General features: G+C 55.3%; 16 protein-coding genes. 2 read left to right on the top strand and 14 right to left on the bottom strand.

Going from position 1 to position 18,585, the window contains the following annotated elements:
• The first annotated feature begins 142 nt into the window (after nt 1–142).
• Entirely contained in the window at nt 143–2,224 is a 2,082-nt protein-coding gene (locus ABJT94_RS01820; protein WP_348475972.1) for a methyl-accepting chemotaxis protein, read from the top strand.
• Between the two features lie 103 nt (nt 2,225–2,327).
• Nucleotides 2,328–2,942 (top strand): ABC transporter substrate-binding protein, encoded by a 615-nt coding sequence (locus tag ABJT94_RS01815; RefSeq protein WP_348475970.1) that lies wholly within the window; start codon nt 2,328–2,330, stop codon nt 2,940–2,942.
• A 199-nt stretch (nt 2,943–3,141) separates the two neighbouring features.
• Here the strand turns inward: ABJT94_RS01815 and ABJT94_RS01810 are convergent, their stop codons facing one another.
• From ABJT94_RS01810 to ABJT94_RS01745, 14 genes are all read right to left on the bottom strand, one after another.
• The gene (locus ABJT94_RS01810; protein WP_348475968.1) at nt 3,142–4,776 is read right to left on the bottom strand and encodes a thiamine pyrophosphate-binding protein; all 1,635 of its coding nucleotides are present in this window, start codon (nt 4,774–4,776) and stop codon (nt 3,142–3,144) included.
• A 27-nt stretch (nt 4,777–4,803) separates the two neighbouring features.
• Nucleotides 4,804–6,270 (bottom strand): aldehyde dehydrogenase, encoded by a 1,467-nt coding sequence (locus tag ABJT94_RS01805; protein ID WP_348475967.1) that lies wholly within the window; start codon nt 6,268–6,270, stop codon nt 4,804–4,806.
• Nucleotides 6,271–6,300: 30 nt separating this feature from the next.
• Nucleotides 6,301–7,095 (bottom strand): aspartate dehydrogenase, encoded by a 795-nt coding sequence (locus ABJT94_RS01800; RefSeq protein WP_348475966.1) that lies wholly within the window; start codon nt 7,093–7,095, stop codon nt 6,301–6,303.
• A 13-nt stretch (nt 7,096–7,108) separates the two neighbouring features.
• Complete coding sequence (locus tag ABJT94_RS01795; protein ID WP_348475965.1) at nt 7,109–7,903, bottom strand: SDR family oxidoreductase; 795 nt, start codon at nt 7,901–7,903, stop codon at nt 7,109–7,111.
• A complete protein-coding gene (locus ABJT94_RS01790) occupies nt 7,900–8,649 on the bottom strand; it encodes an alpha/beta hydrolase (protein WP_348475964.1) in 750 nt (249 codons plus the stop codon). The genes ABJT94_RS01795 and ABJT94_RS01790 overlap by 4 nt, the downstream gene beginning before the upstream one ends.
• A gap of 85 nt (nt 8,650–8,734) precedes the next feature.
• Nucleotides 8,735–9,256 (bottom strand): cupin domain-containing protein, encoded by a 522-nt coding sequence (locus tag ABJT94_RS01785; protein ID WP_348475963.1) that lies wholly within the window; start codon nt 9,254–9,256, stop codon nt 8,735–8,737.
• 83 nt (nt 9,257–9,339) lie between these two features.
• Nucleotides 9,340–10,263, bottom strand: coding sequence for a VOC family protein (locus ABJT94_RS01780; protein ID WP_348475962.1), 924 nt, complete (start codon nt 10,261–10,263; stop codon nt 9,340–9,342).
• A gap of 121 nt (nt 10,264–10,384) precedes the next feature.
• Nucleotides 10,385–11,191, bottom strand: a complete 807-nt coding sequence (locus ABJT94_RS01775; RefSeq protein ID WP_348475961.1) for an IclR family transcriptional regulator — start codon at nt 11,189–11,191, stop codon at nt 10,385–10,387.
• Between the two features lie 185 nt (nt 11,192–11,376).
• The gene (locus tag ABJT94_RS01770) at nt 11,377–12,963 is read right to left on the bottom strand and encodes a sulfatase-like hydrolase/transferase (RefSeq protein WP_348475960.1); all 1,587 of its coding nucleotides are present in this window, start codon (nt 12,961–12,963) and stop codon (nt 11,377–11,379) included.
• Nucleotides 12,964–13,011: 48 nt separating this feature from the next.
• On the bottom strand, nt 13,012–14,331 hold the full coding sequence (locus ABJT94_RS01765) for a TRAP transporter large permease subunit (protein ID WP_348475959.1): 1,320 nt from the start codon (nt 14,329–14,331) through the stop codon (nt 13,012–13,014).
• Nucleotides 14,328–14,867 (bottom strand): TRAP transporter small permease, encoded by a 540-nt coding sequence (locus ABJT94_RS01760; protein ID WP_348475958.1) that lies wholly within the window; start codon nt 14,865–14,867, stop codon nt 14,328–14,330. Before ABJT94_RS01760 ends, ABJT94_RS01765 begins: the two co-directional genes overlap by 4 nt.
• A 64-nt stretch (nt 14,868–14,931) precedes the next feature.
• On the bottom strand, nt 14,932–15,909 hold the full coding sequence (gene dctP, locus ABJT94_RS01755; RefSeq protein ID WP_348475957.1) for a TRAP transporter substrate-binding protein DctP: 978 nt from the start codon (nt 15,907–15,909) through the stop codon (nt 14,932–14,934).
• Between the two features lie 94 nt (nt 15,910–16,003).
• On the bottom strand, nt 16,004–17,128 hold the full coding sequence (locus ABJT94_RS01750; protein WP_348475956.1) for an FAD-dependent monooxygenase: 1,125 nt from the start codon (nt 17,126–17,128) through the stop codon (nt 16,004–16,006).
• A 198-nt stretch (nt 17,129–17,326) separates the two neighbouring features.
• Nucleotides 17,327–18,559 (bottom strand): FAD-dependent oxidoreductase, encoded by a 1,233-nt coding sequence (locus ABJT94_RS01745; RefSeq protein WP_348475955.1) that lies wholly within the window; start codon nt 18,557–18,559, stop codon nt 17,327–17,329.
• Between the last annotated feature and the right edge of the window lie 26 nt (nt 18,560–18,585).

Below are 18,585 nucleotides of genomic sequence, written 5' to 3'. Positions count from 1 at the left end.
ACCCCGGTTCAAGGGATGTTGAGCCATCGAGATAGCGTGCTATGTCGGTGGCAACGGCCTGAAACCGGGGCTTGCTGATAAAGCAAACAGTGACAGAAAATATCTATAGACCACTGGCCAAAATAACAAATAGGAGGCCGTGATGGTTGTCAGTTCCCTTGGAATGACCCGGATCACAGTGTTGAAAAAGTACCTCAGTTTACCGCGGCTGACGCTGGTGACCCGTCTGAGTGTCGGCTTTGGACTAGTCGGTATTGGTGTGCTGTGTATGCTCGGTGTGAGTCTGTTCAGTTTGCAACAGTCCAGCCAGAGTGTGAACTCCCTTGTTACTGAGGCCTTGCCGGTAAAGGAAGCACTGGCAGATGCCAGGTTGACGTTGAAAGACATCAGTACCGGTGCGGCCGAGCACTATAACGCGAGGCAAGCGGATGTCATGGCGACCATTCGTGGCAGAGTCGAGTCAGACATCCAGGCTTTCAATGAGAGGGCAGACAGACTGGCGACTGACTTTCCCTTACTGAGTCAGTCGCCAGAGCTAGAAGCGCGGTTAACGCAGTCAGTGCAGCAGGCGCGGGAGCAGTTCGAACGGGTAGCGCTGAACATGAATACCCACGAGCGTTCCATAGAAGCCGAAACCCGCATTACCGAGGTCAGAGGGGAAATAGACCGGCTGCGTGCCGAAGCCGGTCCGGCATTTGACACCAACCTCGCTCGAATGGAAGCGCCTGAAGCAGTAACCCTTGCCTTTCGGCTACAGAGACTGTTCGACACTGTCAGCTTGCTGGCGATCAATGCCTCCCTGGCTGACAGTCTGGATGTTATTGAGTCTGCCCAGGCAGACCTTAGAGACAGCCTGGATGCGGTTGCCACTCTAACCTTTGATATCTTCGATCAGGTCGATGCTGACCCTGCTTTTGCTGACTATAACGATGCAATCGATCCCTTGTTTGACCAGGTTAACAGTCTGGCAACCGCCAACGATGGACTGATCGCCCGGCAAACCAACCTCTTTGTGGATATACGCTCAGAATTGCCCGGTAAGATAGAGGCCGTTCAAGCCAGTCTTGCCAATACGGGCGGAAACCTTCAGGCACTGTCACAGCAAGTCGATACCGCAGTAACAGGCATCAGTGAGGCGGCGCTGGATCAGGTAGCGGTTGGTCGCTACATCGTCATCGTGGCTACAATTGTCATACTGCTGCTGTGTCTGGCGGTCTCCTGGGTTGTGGTGCGCAGTGTGCGCCGTCCCATTCACAGGCTGAGCAAGTATATGAAGCAGGTGGGTAACGGTGATTTCAGCGCCAGGGTGGGTAATTACCCTAATGATGAAATTGGCGAGATTTTTCACTCGACCGAGCAACTGGTCGACAAGATAAGAGAGATGATCGTCAGGATTGCTGACCTTAACCGCGATATTAATGCAATTTCCACAGATACTGCTGAATCAACGAAGTCTGTGCGGTCCCGCCTAAACCTTCAGAGTGAAGATCTCAACTCGGTGGCGGCGGCGGTCACTGAAATGGCAGCCAGTGTTCGTGACGTGGCACATAATACCCGGCAGGCTGCAGGTGAAATGGTGCGCAGCGAGGAGCGAGCTCATGATATAGAAACGGCGGTCAGAGCCGCCGTTAATTCCAATCAAAAACTGACCGTTTCCATGCAGGAAGCGACCGGTGTTATAGAGACGCTTGATGGCGAAGTAGCCGGTATTGACCAGATTCTCGACGTAATCAGAAATATCACAGAGCAAACCAATCTTCTGGCTCTCAACGCTGCTATTGAAGCAGCACGAGCTGGCGAGCAGGGAAGAGGGTTTGCCGTTGTGGCCGATGAAGTTCGTACACTGGCCAGTCGCACGCAAACCTACACCCAGGAAATTGCGGAAAAAATAGACTGTGTGATGGCAGGGTCCCGGGAGGCGGTAGCGTCTATCTCTACCAGCGTAAAAGATGCGAATGACATTTCCGGTCGCGTCGGCGATGTGCAAGGAGCATTCAGCGAATACCTCACTTTCATCGCCCGTGTAAGCGAACTTAATGGGCAGGTTTCTGTGGCCACGGACGAACAGCAGGCGGTCTCGGAAGACATCACCAAACGCACCAATACCATTAGTGACACTGGTGCCGTCGTGGCAGCAGACTTTGAGTCGACTGTTCAGAGAACCGCCGAACTTAATGAAATCGCCGATCATCTTGACCAGGCGATTAAACGATTCCAGTTGTAGTCTGGGGGTAGGTATGACTTTTTGTGCAGAATTGAAGTATTTCACGTGGTTTGCCGTTCTGATGGCCTTGTGCAGTTCATTGTCCGCTGCCGAACTCAGGGTTATGAAAGAGGATTATGGCCAGTTTCACTATAATACCGATTTGCAGAGTCAGACCGGTGCCATTGATCTGGAGGACGAGACAACACAGCGAGTACGGCAGATACTGAATCAGGTGGATGTTGACTACAGTATCCAGATGCGCACCTGGCCGATCTCCTACCGGCGTGCTTCCGAAAGACCAGGGTATGGCATTTTTCCATTGGAACGGCATGACGACCTCGAAAGCACCTTTGAGTTCATAGGGCCTTTAGCGGAGTACCAGTGGGTTGTTTACACCCGGGCAAGCAGTGACCGTGAGATCAGCAGTCTGGATGACTTGCAGGGTATGAGAGTGGGTGGGTATCAGAACTCGCCCATTACCGAGTACCTGACGGAGCGGGGGGTAAATGTGGATGAACTGCCCTACGATGCATTGAACCTCAAAAAGTTGACCCTGGGCTATATTGATGCCTGGGTAACCTATAACGTGAACGCAGAGAGCATCGCCCGCCAGGCGGGCTACCCCATGCCCAGATCGGCATGGGTAGTGAAGACAGTGGATGTTTACCTGGGCATTAATAAAGACAGTGAGACCGAGTTGCTCATGTCGTTGGGCGAGGTATCTCAGGGGTTTTGACCTGTAGGGGGGGGCACTTGTGATTACCCGCCACCTCATCTGAATGCCCGGTAGAGAGCGGGTTGTATTCCTGTTCCCTATATTTTCTTCACTACCTGAACCGCTTCAGGTGGCTGGCGAGACTCTAACTTTACTACTGATAAGGTGTTGCTGTTGTGGAGCCTCAAGTTCATTAAGACACCTGAGGCTTTCACCGACGTTAGTACAGTTTCTTCTGAGGTGGCCCTGAGAATTTAAGTTCGCCAACACTCTTCATATCGACTTCTACGATTGCCGGGCCAGCTGTATTAACCGCTTCAGTCATTATTGCTGAAAAATCGTCGGCATGGCTCGCCTTCCAGAAGGGTAGCTGCATTGCTTCAGCGATTTTTCCGAAGTCTGGCGTATGGAGTTCGTTAAAGTACTGCCGACCCTCGAAGTATTTAGTTTGGATGCCGCGCATGACGCCATAACCACCATCATTCATGATCAGCAGCACCATATCAGCTTGTTCCTGAGCCAGGGTGGCTATCTCGCCGAGTCCGAGAGCAAGCCCACCGTCGCCGACCAGTGTCACGACTTTTCGCTCAGGTTGAGCAACAGCGCAGCCAATACCCATGGCCAGTCCCATGCCAATGGCGCCCGCCAGGGAATGGATATTACCCAGAGGTGCTTCGGCAGGCAGCAGTCGGGCTCCCCAGGTACTGCCTGAGACCGTGATGTCACGGACAAACAAGCCGTTGACGGGCAGCGCTTTGTGCACTGCATCCGACAGTCGTGCGTAGGCTCCCACCTGAATGCGCAATGCGTCCTCCGAGCTTTGCACGGCGCTTGCGATGTCAGCATCAAAGGTAGTATCTGCTTGCCAGTTGCCTTCAAGTGCGTCGGCCAGTCTGGTTAACGCATCGTTGCAGTCACCGCAGAAGAAACCGTCGATGTCGTAGTTGCGCTGATTAGCGGCCGGGTTTATATCAATTTGCAGCAGTGGGCGGGGTAATGCCAATGAGTAGGTCAGTGTTTCATTGCTGCGCAGGCGTGAACCAGCGACGAGCATCAGGTCGCAGTTGGCAAGCAAGGTCTGAACCGGTTCGGCATTGTGAAATGCACGTAAGCTGCGTGGATGGCTGTCTGGCAGAATGCCACGGCCATGAGTGGTGGATAGAACCGCAACACCCAGGTCGGCCAGTCTGCGAACGGCCACACCCGCGTCCAGGGCGCCTCCACCGACCCAGAGCACTGGGCGACGCGCCTCACGTATTGCGTTCACCAGTTCAGTGATCGTTTCTTCTGCCAGGTTGGCCATGGGCGCTGCCGCGGGCGGTGTGGTGTCACGCCATTCGACTTGCGCAGCTTGAATGTCGATGGGAATTTCAATGCTGACCGGGCCGCAAGGTGCCGTCGTCGCATCTTGAATGGCCCTGTGCAGCATCGGTACTGCCTGCTCAGGCGTACAGACCCGATAGGCCTGTTTGGAGCTGGCCCGTAAAAAGCCCATTTGATCACGGGCCTCGTGTATGAAGCCCGCATCTCTGTCCAGGTAAGCTTTTTCAACCTGGCCGGTAATATGGACCATAGGCGTACCGGCGTTCATGGCCTCAAGTAAGGCACCGACAGCGTTACCAGCGCCAGCGCCGGTACTGGTCAATGCAACCCCCAGTGAACCGACTCTGGTATGAGCGTCGGCCATGGTGACAGCACCTGCCTCGCCGCGGGCTGGAACAAAACGGATTCGGTCACGTTGCCCCAGCGCATCGGCGATGGGTAAGTTGTGGATGGAGATCACGCCGTAAACGGCGGTGACCGAGTAGACTTCAAGGGTCCGGGCGATGGCCTCACCCACTGTAATTGTGCTCATACGATGTCCTCTGAAACAGGGGTGTTGTTATTGGCTCCAGCCCATGGGTGTCGAGTCCAGCCCCAGGTAGATGCTTTTCTGTTGCATGTAGGCCTGAATACCTTGTCGGCCTTTTTCGCGGCCGAGCCCACTCTCTTTGAAACCACCAAACGGGGTTGAAATAGCAAACTTTTTGTAGGTATTGATCCAGATAGTTCCGGCCTCCAGTTGACGCGCCAGGGTCAGGGCCTGACGATAATCCTGCGTCCAAATGCCCGCTGCCAGGCCATAAACGCTGTCGTTGGCCTGACGTATCAAGTCGGCTTCGTCCTTGTATTTCAGGGCGACCAGCACGGGCCCGAAGATTTCTTCGCGGCAGACTTGGCTGTTGGCCGGCAAGCCTTCAATAATGGTGGGCAGGTAATAACTACCACCCGCCAGGTCGGGATCATCGGGTGCCTGGCCACCGATCAACACCTTGCCGCCTTCCTGCCTTGCCTGATCAACATAGGCCGAGACACTGTCGCGGTGGGCTGTGTTGATCAGCGGCCCAATATGAACGCCATCAGTCTCCGGATGCCCTACACGCAGACCCGAGGTAACTTCCAGCAACCGAGCCATGACAGCATTGTACTGACGCTCGTGTATGAACAGCCGGGAACCAGCAATACACGCCTGACCGCCCGAGCTGAAGATGCCGTAGGCTATACCACGTACCGCCTGTTCCACATCCGCACTTTTGCAGACGATGGTTGGCGACTTGCCGCCCAGTTCCAACGAGGTGCCAATCAGTTTGTCGGCCGCAATGTGAGCCAGGTGGCGGCCTGTAGAGGTGCCACCGGTAAAAGAAATCTTGCGAACTTTTGGGTGCCGTACCAGTGCGTCACCGATGACACTGCCGCGCCCGGGCAATACGCTCAGCAGACCTTTTGGTAAACCGGCCTGTTCAAACAACTCAGCCAGTTTAAGCGCCATCAAAGGGGTCGCTTCAGCCGGCTTTAATACAACGGCATTTCCGCCGGCCAATGCCGGAGCTACTTTTTGCATGTCGCTGGCTATTGGTGAATTCCAGGGTGTGATTGCAGCGATGACACCCAGGGGTTCGTATTCACTGAAGGTCATGAACTCGGCACTGCGCCGGGTCGGCAATTCGCCTTCGAGCGTTTCACAGGCCGCGGCCATATAACGTGCTGTTCCGGCGGCACTGGCGACCAGGGCGCGCGTTTCCGACAGTGGCTTGCCGTTGTCGCGGGTTTGCAGCCGTGAGAGCGTATCCAACTGCTGCATGATCAGGTCACTGACCCGGTATAATACTTCGGCCCGTTGGTGTGGCAGTCGTTGAGCCCAGCCCGGGTCGCGCCAGGCGGCATCGGCGGCGGTGACCGCGTCTTCGACGTCTTCAAGGCTGGCCGCGCGCAGCTCGGCATTGATCGAATCGTCTGCCGGAAACCGGGAAACGATGACGTCGCCGCGGCCTTCGCGCCAGTGGCCTCCAATGTAGATTGGGTGTGACATGTCCGTTCTCCGTCAGGTCGGTTAAAGGATTTACAGGACCACCGGGTCGAGTAATTGCCGGCAGACACGCACAACAGACAGTGCAGCCAGCATGGAGGTTTTTGGGTTGCTGGCGAGCGGATTGCCATGCATTTCAACCTGAAATTCACCAAACTCGCCTACGGCATGAATGCGGTGGGTGTTGCATTTTGTATCCGGGTCTACCATCAAGCGGACCCTTGTGTCGTCCATGCCGAGTCCACACAACGCGATGGTCGCTGCCACATTGGCATTGGCCGGAAACTGATGGGCAGCCTCACCCGCGCTGCCTTCGAAAAAGGCCGTCGCCTCGGTGACTGAGTCCAGGTCGATCATTGATTCCGCCGGTGAGCCCTTCCAGCTTTTCGGCGCTTTTCGGGCCTCATAGGTAACCGAGGTCAGCCCGCCTTCGCGGGCTGATGCGAGACCATCCATACCGGCGACAGCGCCTGAGAGAATCTGCAACCGTCCGCCTCCGTCAACTGCTGCCTGTCGCAACCGTTGATACAGGGCCGGGTCGGCCAGAGCACCGATGGATACCACGGCCAGGGTCCAGCCGCGGCTTAATACCGCCTCACCGTGTGCGGCTAGACCAGGATGTCCGGCGCATTCAACCACCAGCGTGGGCTCGGCGTCGCACTGGTCAATGCGGCTGAGTATTTTTGTGCTGGCCGGTAATTCGGCGGTGACTTTTTCGATGTCTGCTTCTGGCAGCACCAGCCAGCCCAGAGATAGACCTTCAGGCAGCAGGCGGTGAACTTCCCGTCCCATGGCGCCATAGCCAATCATCATGATGCGTTGTGTCATTGTGCGGGTTCTCCTATATGTGCCGGTTAAACCCGCCGGAAACGTCCAGCGCGGCGCCAGTGGTAAAAGAGGCCAGCGGCGAAGCCAGGAACACCAGCGCTCGTGCTGGCTCTTCCGGTTTGCCGAGACGTTTCATGGGAACACCGCGATCAGTGGCGATGCCTGCGGTCCACTCTTCCCAGCTCTGGCTGGGATCGCCGCGCCGTTCAAACCGTCGACGCCACTGGCCGGATTCAACGACACCTAGCAGAATCGAGTTAACGCGAATACCCTCGGAGACCAGTTGGTCGGCTAAAGAGTGAGTCATGTTTAACAGTGCGGCTCTGGCGGCGGAGGTCGCGATCATATGCGGCTCGGGTTGAACAGCCAGTAGAGAATTGACGCAGGTCAGTGAACCAATCTCGGATGCCGCAAGCTGGCTCCGAAACGCATTCAGCGGGTTGATAACTCCAAACAATTTCAAGTTGGCTTCCGATAGCCAGGCGTCACTGGGTGTGTCGTCGAAACGAGCTACAAAACCCTGGCCTGCATTGGCAATCAGCATGTCGACCGGACCGAGCATTGAAACCACATTCGCCGCTAACTGCTTGCAGGAATCCGCATCGAGTACGTCGCATTGCAAGGCGACGATGTTTGCGTCGGGAAACTCGTTTTTGAGTTGATCGTGCGCGGTGTTTAGACGGTCTTCATTGCGTCCGCAAAAAGCCACTTTTGCACCCTGTGACAACAACAGACGAACGGTTTCAAGTCCGATTCCAGATGAGCCACCGGTTACCACCGCGACGCGCTGTTCAATCATAAAACTCATGGTTGGTGCTCCATTTCAAAGTTGGTCTGGCCAGCAAGGTCAATCAGTTCCCGGGCAAAAGCCTCGGGCGCATCGAGGTAACTGGCATGCCCTGCACAGGCGATACTCCGGTATTGGAGAGAGAGCTCTGTAGCCAGCGCCTGTACTGTCTCGGGAGTGGTAATGGTGTCCTGATCGCCACACAGAATGCGCGCCGGCAGGCTAGTGTTTGGGGGCCACCAGTCGGCCAGATCGTCATTTGCCAGAAGCCAGCTTGCTGCTTTAAAACCGTCAATGTTCAATCGGCGCATGCCTGCTTGGACCCGCTTCAAGGCTGATGGCTCTGTGTCGGGGCGAAGCAGGCGAGGAGCCCTTTTCAGTGCAAAGGCGTCGGCACCCAGTTCAATCAGCGCGGGCCAACGGCTGCGATACACCTGATCCCGCACGTCTTCAGGCTGATGTTTGTAGCCGCGCGCCGGATCTGCCAGCACGACGCTGGCAAGGCGTGCGTTGTGGCGAGTAACCATGGCACTGGCGACCAGCGCACCGAGCGAGTGACCTACAAGCATGACATTGTCGACGTCCAGGGCGACGAGCCAGTCGTTCAATCGATCGGCGTAGTCGGCAGCGGACGGATGATCTTTTTTTAGGGCGTCGCTTTTGCCATATCCCGGGGCATCCCAGGCAAGCAGCCGGAAGCCAGGCAGGTGATGCGCCAGCAGCTCCCAGGACAGCGCCCCCGAACTGATGCCATGTAGCAGAACCATAATGGGCGCGTCTGCCGGGCCTGTTTCACAGTAGTGCTGGCATTGGCCGTTGAGTAAGATCATCCGTTCTAGCATGCGTTTTGGCTCAGTTGCGTTTTACTTTGGACAGTGGGTGGTCAGCCGGGTAGGTCGGAATGTTGGGTTTGGGTGTTCCCAGCATGACGCACATCAGCGCTTCTTCTTCACCGTGGTTGAACAAGCCGCGATAGATATTGGGTGGAATGGACACAACATCGCGCTCTTCCAGGATGGTTTCGGTGGTGTTCTCGCCGTCCTGCAAGGTCAACGTGATCGTGCCCTTGAGCATGAAAAATACTTCCTCCACGTCATCGTGCACGTGCAGCGGCCCCTCGCATTTGGACGGCAGCACCATGGTCGAAAACGTGAAATGTTCAGCCGGTATGGTGTTGGTATCGTTGGCAACGCCGGTAGCGCCGGTACCGATGTAACGCATTTGAGCACGACGGTACTTAGGGTCGTAATCGGCCTGGAATTTCAGTGCATTCCAGTCGTACTTGCGGCCTTTGAACCGGGCAATGCGTGACTCAATCCAGTCAGAAAACGACAGATCATCGGGTTTTTTCCAGGTGGCAAATTGTTCAGACATGACAGATCCTCGTGGTTGGTGACCGATCAGACAGTGAATCGGTCGATATCTCCAGCACAGTGTTTTTCACTGAATAGTGCACGTCAGGCCGGCTTTTTCTGGCGGCGAGTATCCGAGTCGATGCCGCCTTCGATGGCCCACTCGGTAAAGGACTCCAGCGAGTGGTGCATGGTGCGTGCCTGCCATTTTTCGGTCAGGCTGTCTTCATTGGTGTAGTATTCGAACGCGCCGCCAAGCGGGCTGTTCACGTACCAGAAGTAAGCCGAAGACACGGGATGACGGCCTGGGCCTATGAAGGTGGACCACTTGCTCCGGGTCATCGCGATTCCGCCACCAATAACTTCATGGATATCCCTTACGGTGAAGGCAACGTGGTTCAGGCCACGTCCGCGGTGTGGCAGCTTCAGCAGAAAGAGATTATGGTGACCGCCACGGGCATTCATGCGCAGAAAAACACCCCGGTCTATGTACCGGTCAGATACCACAAACCCGAGTTGGTCACAGTAGAACCGTTCCAGTGCTTCGAGCCCCTCGAGGTCATCAACAAAGAACACGGCATGACCAATGCTCACTGGTTCAGCCTGGTCATATACCGGGCTGGGTTCATCGACACGGCGCATGTCGCCATATTGGTTGATGGGCGGAACGGTCAGCTCCACGGAATCGAGTGTGCTGAGGACGATGCGGACGGTGAGTCCATTCGGGTCCTGAAATTCCAATGCGTTGCCCAGGTCGTGAAACCCGGGTGTGCCGGTCAGCTTCTGACGGTACTGGTCAAGATCGGCTTCAGTCGCGACACCCCACACCATGCGTCGCAGGGTAGGGCCTGGCTCAAAGGCGGGTGGCAGGCTCGGATCAGTCTTGTCAAAGAGACGAACACGCGCACCGTTTTGAGTGCGATACTCGCCGGATTTTACTTTTGTTAACCCAAAGTCGGTCGCAAACTGTTCGCTTGCTGCGCGATCTTCAATTCCAAATTCAAGTGCTTCTATACCGATCAGGCTCATGCCGTCCTCCAGGGGTGGACGCAGAGTCTTTAGCGGCGTCTCACCTTCATTGGATAGTCAAAATTGTGTGGGTTCTGCGGATTGGCAAAACCCTGTTTTCGTTTATTCTTGCGTCTACTGATCAGGGAATGACCTTTCGTTCGTTACTGTGCCCCGAGTGACCGAGTAACCCGGAAATAGTGGTCGCCGCTTCGGCGACAAAGGCCCGCAGTCGGTCCCGGTCTTCAACGGGTATTTCATGAACCGGTACCATGATGCTGACAACGGCTTCAATATCGTTTTCATGGTTGAAAACCGGATATGCAATCGATGAAATGCCCAACTGAAAGAAAGAGTCGCTAATGACATAACCCCGTTCACGATCTTCCTGAATCAGATTCCACAGCGCATCCCGTGTGCCGGGGGAGCCCGGGCTGTTGTCAGGCAGATGCTCATTCGGGTAAAGCGCATCAAAGGCCTGACGGGACAAGTCACTCAGCAATACCCGGCCCAGAGCTGTGCGATGGGCTGGCAGACGACTGCCGACGCTGACGCGGCGAATGGTGGCATTGGCCGCGCTGACGCGAGCGACGTAAATCACGTCCTGACCATCACGAACAGCAATGTGGCTGGAGCAGCCAGTGCGGTCACGCAACTGCTCAATGACTGGTTGACCCACCTGTACGACATCAAGCGAGGCGACATATTCAAAGCCGAGCCTCAATATATTGACGCCGAGCGAATATAGGCCGGTCGCTTCATGACGTTTGATGAAGCCCATGTATTCCAGTGTCTGGACAGCGCGGTAGACAGTGGCCTTTGGCACATCGACTCGTGCACAGATATCCGCAAAGCTTAATTCGCGGTCGCTGCGGCTCAGTTCGAGCAATATGTTCAACCCGCGTTCCAGCCCGGGTATCAGGTATTTTCGAGTGTCCTGTTCTGCCATGTCCTGTCCTGCCTTCTCATTGTTGTATCGGTGCGTATCAAGTAACTGACTTGAATGCTCCGGAATGGCCTGACGAAATATTAATATATGAAACACTGTTTATCATATGAATAACCAATACTATATATTAATGAGTCCTTTCGTCAAGCATTTTGGCCTGTCTTCTTTCTATTCTTGTCGATCTGTCAGGCTCGTGCTGTCGCCACTAGCCGCTTGTCGCGAAGTTCTATGATTCGACGCAACAGCTGATGCTCCAGAGATGCACGAATGTTCTGGCTGCCCCGGTCACTCCAGAGATTATTCAGCTCGTGTGGGTCTTCGACCAGGCTATACAGCTCACCATCCCCTGAATGCTCAAACAGGGTCAGCCGCCAGCTCTGGGTCACCAGGGTGTAAAGTGCACTGGCAGCATCCGAGTCTGCAAATACATCGATACCCGGGTCTTCAATAAGGACAGATGCGGCTGGCTTGCTCTGGTCAAAAATGTTCTGCCCCTGAATGCCGACGGGAATGCGTAAGCCAGCTCTTTGCAATATGGTTGGAGCGAGATCAATGGCACTGGCCAAACGGGTACTGCACTGGCCGGCGCGCGCGCTCAGTTGTGGGTCTCGCCAGATAAAGGGAACCCGAATCAGGCTTTGAAAATGCAAACCGAGCTTCAGCAGCGAGCCATGATCACCCATGTAATCGCCATGGTCAGAGGTAAAGGCCACCACGGTATCGTCTGCCAGGCCACGAGACGACAACTGCGCAATAATGTCGCCTACCGCATCATCAACCATGCTGATGCTGCCGTAGTTCAGCGCAATCGCTTTTCGGGCCTCATCTTCCGAAACGGCGATGGGCCAGTGGTTCCCTCGCTGCTCTTTGCCCCAACGGTAAGCCGTCAATGCGCTTGGCGACAACCCTTTGATTGCATCGACTGAATGATGGAACGATTCAGGCAACTCAACCTCTTGCGGATCGTACATAGACCAGTAGCGGCCGGGTGGCGTAAAGGGGTGGTGAGGGTCAGGGAACGAGACGATCAGTACGAAAGGCGTTTTGTCATCCTGCTGGGCCAAAAATTCGCAAGCTTGCTCCTGAACATAACGGGTCGGGTAAAGGTGCTCGGGCAAGGCGGTGCGCCAGGCCTGCGGTGGCAAGGGTCCATACGAAGGATCCGTGGGCAGGGAGGCATCCGGGCCTCGTTGTGCAGCCGCTTCCGGGTCTTTTTCATTCAACCAGGCGCTGTAGTGACCTTCTATCTGATCACCGTGGCCAATGCATAGCTTCACATGATCAAACCCGTAGTAGGGCAGTGGAATGTCCTGTTCAGGATGCTGCTGCCATTGCTGACGAATTTCGCATTCATATGGCTTGCCGGAACGCTGGCGTTTGAAGCTGTTACGACTTTGGTCGCTCAGAGCATCACCCGTTCCTCTTTGTTCACGCTTTGGCGCGGGGATGTTGGTGACATTCTGAAAGTGGGCTTTACCGATATAGCCGGTATTGTAGCCAGCCTCACGCAGTACATCCGCAAAAGTCTGGCTGTCGAGGTCGAGTGGAATGCCATTTTGACGAACACCGTTGACCGACGGCATTTGCCCGGTCATGAGCGCAGCCCGATTGGGCTGGCAAATCGGGTTGGAAACATAAAACCGCTTGAAGCGCAGCCCATCGCTGGCGAGCTGATCGATGTTCGGGGTTTTCACCATACGATTTCCGTAGCAACCGAGGTGGTCAGCCCGTTGCTGATCGGTCATGAAGATCACAAAATTGGGTCGCTTCATCGCTCGTCCTCCGGCAACCCTGACCTTGAGTCAGAGTGCCTGGTGGGGTTAGTCAAACATCAGGCTCACGGGCCAGGTAACGATTTCTGGAAAAATAAACACAATGCCAATCGCCAGAAAGTCGCAGATCAAAAACGGGACAGCCGCACGGTAGATATCCGACATGGTCGTTCCTTTTGGGGCGACTGCACGCATCACGAACAAGCCAGCACCCAGAGGAGGTGAGGTCGACCCCGTTTCAATGGCGATCAGAAACAGGACGGCAAACCAGAGCGGGTCGAACCCGAACTGAATGACGACGGGTACAAAGATGGGCAGTGTAATCAGCATGATCGGCAAGGGCCCCATGAACATACCCAGCACAACAATGCTCAGCACCATGGCAAGAACGATCAGTTTTGGACTGACAGGCAAACCCAGCACCATATCCATCATACCGTAGGTAGCCCCGGTAAAGGCCAGCAACTGCGAAAATGCAATGGCGCCGGCGACAATCAGTAGAATCATCACCGAGATCATGGAGCTCTCGAGCATGGACTCAGAGAAGCCTCTGAAACTCAGCCGACGTTTTATAACCGCCAGTAGCACGGTCGCAACAGCTCCTGAAGCAGCCGCTTCGGTGGGTGTGGCGATGCCAATGAAAATGAAGCCAACCACTGCGAATACGATGATTCCGACGGGGAAAATATTCAGTACAGTCGATGTCAGCTTTTCTGACATCGGTGTGTGCGGTATATCAAAAGTTGGCGCGACATCCGGTTCAATGGTGCATCGGATCAGTATGTAGCCCGCATACAATACGGCCATCAGCAGTCCAGGTACGATGATCGCGATCAGAAGGCGCCCAATAGACAGTTCAGCTACCACACCCAGCACGACAGCCAGTGCGCTTGGTGGAATCATAATAGCCAGACCCGCCGAACCCAAAATGGGGCCCAGAGACATGGGTTTCTTGTAGCCGCGTTTTTCCATTTCTGGCACGAGACTGGAACCGAGCAGGGCCACTGACCCCATACTGTTGCCAGTGAGGGTGGAAAACAGTACGCCTCCACCCACAGCCATAAAGGCCAGACGACCACGCACTTTGCCAAACCATTTGTCGAGTGTGTCCATGACATCTGTTGCTATGCCGGACCGGAACATAACCTCGCCCATGATCATGAACATCGCAATAGGGACCAGGGTAAAACTCGTGAGTGCACCGGTGGTATTGAGTACCAGTTGCTCAATGCCAGAGAAGCCACCCAGGAAAACATAGGAACCGACAAGGTTGACGGTTAGAAAGGCAAAGGCCACTGGCATCCCCAGGGCCATTAATATCAGCAGGGAGCCCAATAGCAGGCTCAGTGTTTGCCACCATTCCATCATGAGTGTGACCCCCAGCCCGGAGATCGCAGCGACCGTCCTTGGGTAATAGCCTGGTCAATAAACTGCAGGGCCATCAGCAGCATCGCCACCGGAAACACGATCGTCAGCCATTGACTCTTTGGGGCCAACAGGGTGGTTTCACGCATGCCAAATTCCCATTGATCCATAAAAACCACAACACCGAACCAGGTGCTGACAAGACAGGCGAGCGCGCAGGTCAGGCCGATGATGATGGCAAGCCAGGTTCTTACAGGTTCTGGCAAAGCATCGGTCAGAATATCGATGGCCACATGCCGGTGTTTCTCCAGCATGTAAGGAGCGCCAAGAAACGTCATGTACAACAGAGAATAGCCACTGATTTCAATGACCCAGATTTGAGACTTGCCAAAAAAGAACCGCGACACAATTTCCAGGAATACGAACAGGGTGGCGCACAATAGAATTACAGCACTCAATCCAGCCAGGCTGACGTTAATCAGGCTTAGCCCATGCATTGCTCTGGCATAAACACCCGTATCAGATCGCAAACTGCCCATGGAAATAACTCCTGTCGAAACAGACGTGAGCGGACCGGACAAACCGGTACCGCTCACTTGAACTTCAATCTACCAGCATCGCTTTCAGTTCAGCGGCCAGTGCCGGATCTATCTTGGTGGCCAGATCATCCCAGGCCTGATCAAGTGCGATACTCTGGTAATCCGCTGCGTCTTCCTCAGACAACCGGATTTCCTGGAAGCCAGCATCGGCCACTTCCTGGTTACCCTGGTCGATGATCGGCTGCCAGCCACTTTCCAGCTGTGGGGCCAGTTCTTCACGCAGATAAGCCTGTACCCGAGTCTGCAAATCTTCTGGTAAGCGAGACCAGCTACGAGGGTTGATGATGACATTAAACCCAGCCCGGTAGATGGCAGGTGTTATGTAGTAGTTGACCACATCTTCATACTGCTCGGCCCAGCCAAGGTTGCCCTGAACGAAGCCGTTGATAACTCCACGCTCCATAGCGGTGTAGATCTCGCCGATCGGCAGCACCAGCGGCTCGGCACCCAGCCCACGAACGAAAGGCAATACAGTCGGGAATACCCGGATGCGCATGCCTTCGAGTTCGGTGTGGTCTGCCACTTCGTCTTTGAGGAAAATATAAAATTTCACATCGGTGGCGGGAATTTCACCCAGGTAAACCAGGCCCCGGTCAGCATGAATGTCAGTCATGCGGTCGAAGTAGCCGGTAGCGCGAATCTCTTCATAGGTCTTCAGTGAAATGTTTGACGATGGTGACGAGGGAACCAGACCGGAATAGTAGCTTGGGCTCATCAACGCCATGTCCATCGACCCGTTGCGAACTGCGTCGGCCATTCTGAACGGATCCATGATTTCCGGACCACCACGCCAGTTCAGTTCCAACTCGCCTTCGAATTCAGCATTCATCGCGTCAATGAAACGGACGAAGCCATCAGAGACCGCTGCGGTTTTGGGCGTGAATGACACCACATTCATGCGAATCTCTTCCGCATGGGCGAAAGCCATCGCAGCCGATGAGGCCAGAACTAGGGCCAGTTTTGTCAGGGAACTTCTCATCATGACGTTATCCTCGGTTGTAATTGTTAGATATGCTATCGAGTGTTTCGATGTTTTTTTTGAGTTTTCTGAGTCCAGTCCTTCGATAGTCAGCCGTTCAAGCTAGCGCGACATCCCAGGCGCTATAGCCGTAAACCCAGTCGGCGTTGCCTGCTTCCTTAAGCCAGTCATTAGCACGAGACCCACGCTGAACTTTTGCCGTTCGCTCCTTGCGCGCTTGCTCATAGGTTTGCAGTGCCGCTTTCAAGGTCTCGGGCTTAACCCCCTCCAGTGCTCTGGACAGGACCACGGCATCTTCAATCGCCATGCAGGCCCCCTGTGCCATGAACGGGACCATAGGGTGCGCTGCGTCGCCCAGCAGGGTGGTGTGCTCCTTCGACCATTGGGCCATGGGCTCACGCACATAAAGCGCCGATTTGGTAACGCTGTCGCAGGCATTCAGCAGGGTTCTTACATCCGGGTGAAAGTCTGCGTAGACCTCACGCAGCTCTTCGACATCGCCGGGCAGTGTCCAGGACTCTTCGCGCCAGTCATCCTGAGCGGTGGTGGCAAAGATGAATACTTCCTCGCCTCGTGTCAGGGGGAATACAACAACCTGACGGTCGGGTGTTGGACCCCACCACTTGGTGAAGGAGTCCAGATTGGGTACATCGACTTTGGCACGGTCGATAACGGCACGGTAGGACACCAGACCGGTAAATACCGGAGAGTCATCGCCCCATAATGACCGACGCACAGCAGAGTGAATGCCATCGCCACCGATGACCAGATCCACCGTCTCCTGTGTAGCATCCTCGAAGTGGACGGTAGGCCGCACCCCGTTCTCGATGTGGCTCACCCGGGCGCCCAGGCGAATAGAAGACTCCGGCAGTTTGTTTTCCAGGGCTCGCAGCAAATCACCTCGATGAATGGTGAGCTGGGGCGCTTGGTAGCGCTCCTCGGCCGACTGATTCATTGGCAGGCGGGAGGTTTCCTCGCCTGTGTCCCAGGTGCGACTGATGCGATAGTTGGGGCGTGCGGCCGTATTGCGTAGGGTTTCACCGACGCCGAGTTGATCCAGAGCACGCACGGCGTTGGGAGTCAAATTCACATCAGCACCAATGCGCAGGAACTGACTGGCCTGTTCAAAGACGCTGACGTCGTGGCCTTGTTTCTGCAGAGCAATCGCTGCGCATAACCCGCCTATACCACCACCGCAAATTCCAATTTTTAATCCGCTCATGCTTCACCTGTCTCTTGTTCGTCGTTGCTGCGGCTGTTGTGAATGGCGCCGCATCGGTTTTCAGGTTTGTTACTTGCTGATTTCGTGCTTGTTTCAAATATGAAACTATGTTTAATATATGATTCTGATAATTTAGGCCGTTCCAGTGTTCAAGTCAACGCTGTTGGGCGGCTTTGTGTGTTTGTTTTTGAGTGCCTGTTAGCGCAGTGACATCAGGTTGAACGCCGGGTCAGCCAAATCGTCGGCGACTAACACACGACCATTACTGATCCAGCGCTTTCCAAGCTTGATCGCCCGGGCCTGATTGAACGCGACCAGTTGGGTGAGCCGCTCCTGTTCATCGAGGTAAAAAAACACGGGCCCGGAGGAATCTTCCCGAATCACACAGCGGGAGCCCGGCACTGGAATACCAAGCATCTGGATGTTGGCCTCGTACTGGTCAGACCAGAGCCAGGCTGGTTCGTTGTATCGGTCGGATTCTCCGAGCAGTGCACGGGCCACTGTCATGGACTGGTTTTGTGCATAGGCCCATGACTGTAAACACAGGCCCAGCTGCGGATGTTGAGCAATATCGCCAGCGGCAAAAATGTCGGGGTTTGACGTTCGGCCCTGGTCATCCACAACCACGCCCTGTTCAATGGCAAGGTCGGCTTGTCTGGCAAGGTCCAGATTAAAGCTGACGCCCGTCCCAACCAGTACCAGATTGGTGGTCAGAGGGGGCAGTCCGTTGGCAGTGACTTGAACCAGCCCCTGTGAGCCAGGATCCAGAGAGAGATTTGTGCATCCCAGGTGTACCTGAACGCCAGAGGCGCGATGCAGTTCTAGCAAAGCCGCTGACACTTCTTCGCCGACGCTCCGAGCACACAAGCGGTCCTGAGCTTCATAAACGCTGACTTCGAGTCCCAGGCGGCGTGCACTGGCAGCGACTTCCAGGCCGATCCAGCCACCGCCAATCACCGCCAGATGAGGGGTGCTTCCAAGGGCCTCGCGCAGCGCCAACGCATCATTCCAGCTGCGCAGCGTGACGACCCCTGGAATGTCAGACCAGGCGTCCACCGGAATCCGGGCGCGAGCCCCGGTTGCCAGAACCAGTTGGTCATACCGGAGAACCGTGCCATCGTCCAAGGTAAGTGTGCGGGCGTGAGCGTCCAGTGCTTTCGCTGTTCTGGGGCGCTGCCACTGAATCTCCAGAGCCTGAAGGTCGGTGTCGCTGAACAAGCGAGGAAGTACTGGCTCTTCGGTCAGGGCGGCCTTCGACAGAGGGGGCCGCTCATAAAAGTCACAATCTTCATCCGCAACAACAGTCAACCGTCCGGTGAAGCCCTCGCGACGCAGGGTTTTGCAGACCCAGCCGCCGGCTTGTCCACCACCGACGACCACAATGTGGCGGTTATCCGGCGTTTGATGTTGGGACGTGCTTGAATCAGTCATGATTTGGCTCCCGGTGTCACTGTGGG

Source organism: Saccharospirillum sp. (assembly GCF_039982735.1).
GTDB lineage: Bacteria > Pseudomonadota > Gammaproteobacteria > Pseudomonadales > Natronospirillaceae > Saccharospirillum.
Note: the sequence above shows the minus strand (reverse complement) of the source record. Positions and strands in the feature narration are given on the sequence as shown.

What these genes read in the sequence shown, in the direction of transcription:
- ABJT94_RS01815 (WP_348475970.1), top strand. Translation starts at nt 2,328, where the DNA reads ATGAAAGAGGATTATGGCCAGTTTCACTATAATACCGATTTGCAGAGT.
- ABJT94_RS01805 (WP_348475967.1), bottom strand. Translation starts at nt 6,270, where the DNA reads ATGTCACACCCAATCTACATTGGAGGCCACTGGCGCGAAGGCCGCGGC.
- ABJT94_RS01750 (WP_348475956.1), bottom strand. Translation starts at nt 17,128, where the DNA reads ATGAGCGGATTAAAAATTGGAATTTGCGGTGGTGGTATAGGCGGGTTA.
- ABJT94_RS01760 (WP_348475958.1), bottom strand. Translation starts at nt 14,867, where the DNA reads ATGGGCAGTTTGCGATCTGATACGGGTGTTTATGCCAGAGCAATGCAT.
- ABJT94_RS01800 (WP_348475966.1), bottom strand. Translation starts at nt 7,095, where the DNA reads ATGACACAACGCATCATGATGATTGGCTATGGCGCCATGGGACGGGAA.
- ABJT94_RS01810 (WP_348475968.1), bottom strand. Translation starts at nt 4,776, where the DNA reads ATGAGCACAATTACAGTGGGTGAGGCCATCGCCCGGACCCTTGAAGTC.
- ABJT94_RS01785 (WP_348475963.1), bottom strand. Translation starts at nt 9,256, where the DNA reads ATGTCTGAACAATTTGCCACCTGGAAAAAACCCGATGATCTGTCGTTT.
- ABJT94_RS01790 (WP_348475964.1), bottom strand. Translation starts at nt 8,649, where the DNA reads ATGGTTCTGCTACATGGCATCAGTTCGGGGGCGCTGTCCTGGGAGCTG.
- ABJT94_RS01745 (WP_348475955.1), bottom strand. Translation starts at nt 18,559, where the DNA reads ATGACTGATTCAAGCACGTCCCAACATCAAACGCCGGATAACCGCCAC.
- ABJT94_RS01795 (WP_348475965.1), bottom strand. Translation starts at nt 7,903, where the DNA reads ATGAGTTTTATGATTGAACAGCGCGTCGCGGTGGTAACCGGTGGCTCA.
- ABJT94_RS01775 (WP_348475961.1), bottom strand. Translation starts at nt 11,191, where the DNA reads ATGGCAGAACAGGACACTCGAAAATACCTGATACCCGGGCTGGAACGC.
- dctP (WP_348475957.1), bottom strand. Translation starts at nt 15,909, where the DNA reads ATGATGAGAAGTTCCCTGACAAAACTGGCCCTAGTTCTGGCCTCATCG.
- ABJT94_RS01820 (WP_348475972.1), top strand. Translation starts at nt 143, where the DNA reads ATGGTTGTCAGTTCCCTTGGAATGACCCGGATCACAGTGTTGAAAAAG.
- ABJT94_RS01770 (WP_348475960.1), bottom strand. Translation starts at nt 12,963, where the DNA reads ATGAAGCGACCCAATTTTGTGATCTTCATGACCGATCAGCAACGGGCT.
- ABJT94_RS01780 (WP_348475962.1), bottom strand. Translation starts at nt 10,263, where the DNA reads ATGAGCCTGATCGGTATAGAAGCACTTGAATTTGGAATTGAAGATCGC.
- ABJT94_RS01765 (WP_348475959.1), bottom strand. Translation starts at nt 14,331, where the DNA reads ATGATGGAATGGTGGCAAACACTGAGCCTGCTATTGGGCTCCCTGCTG.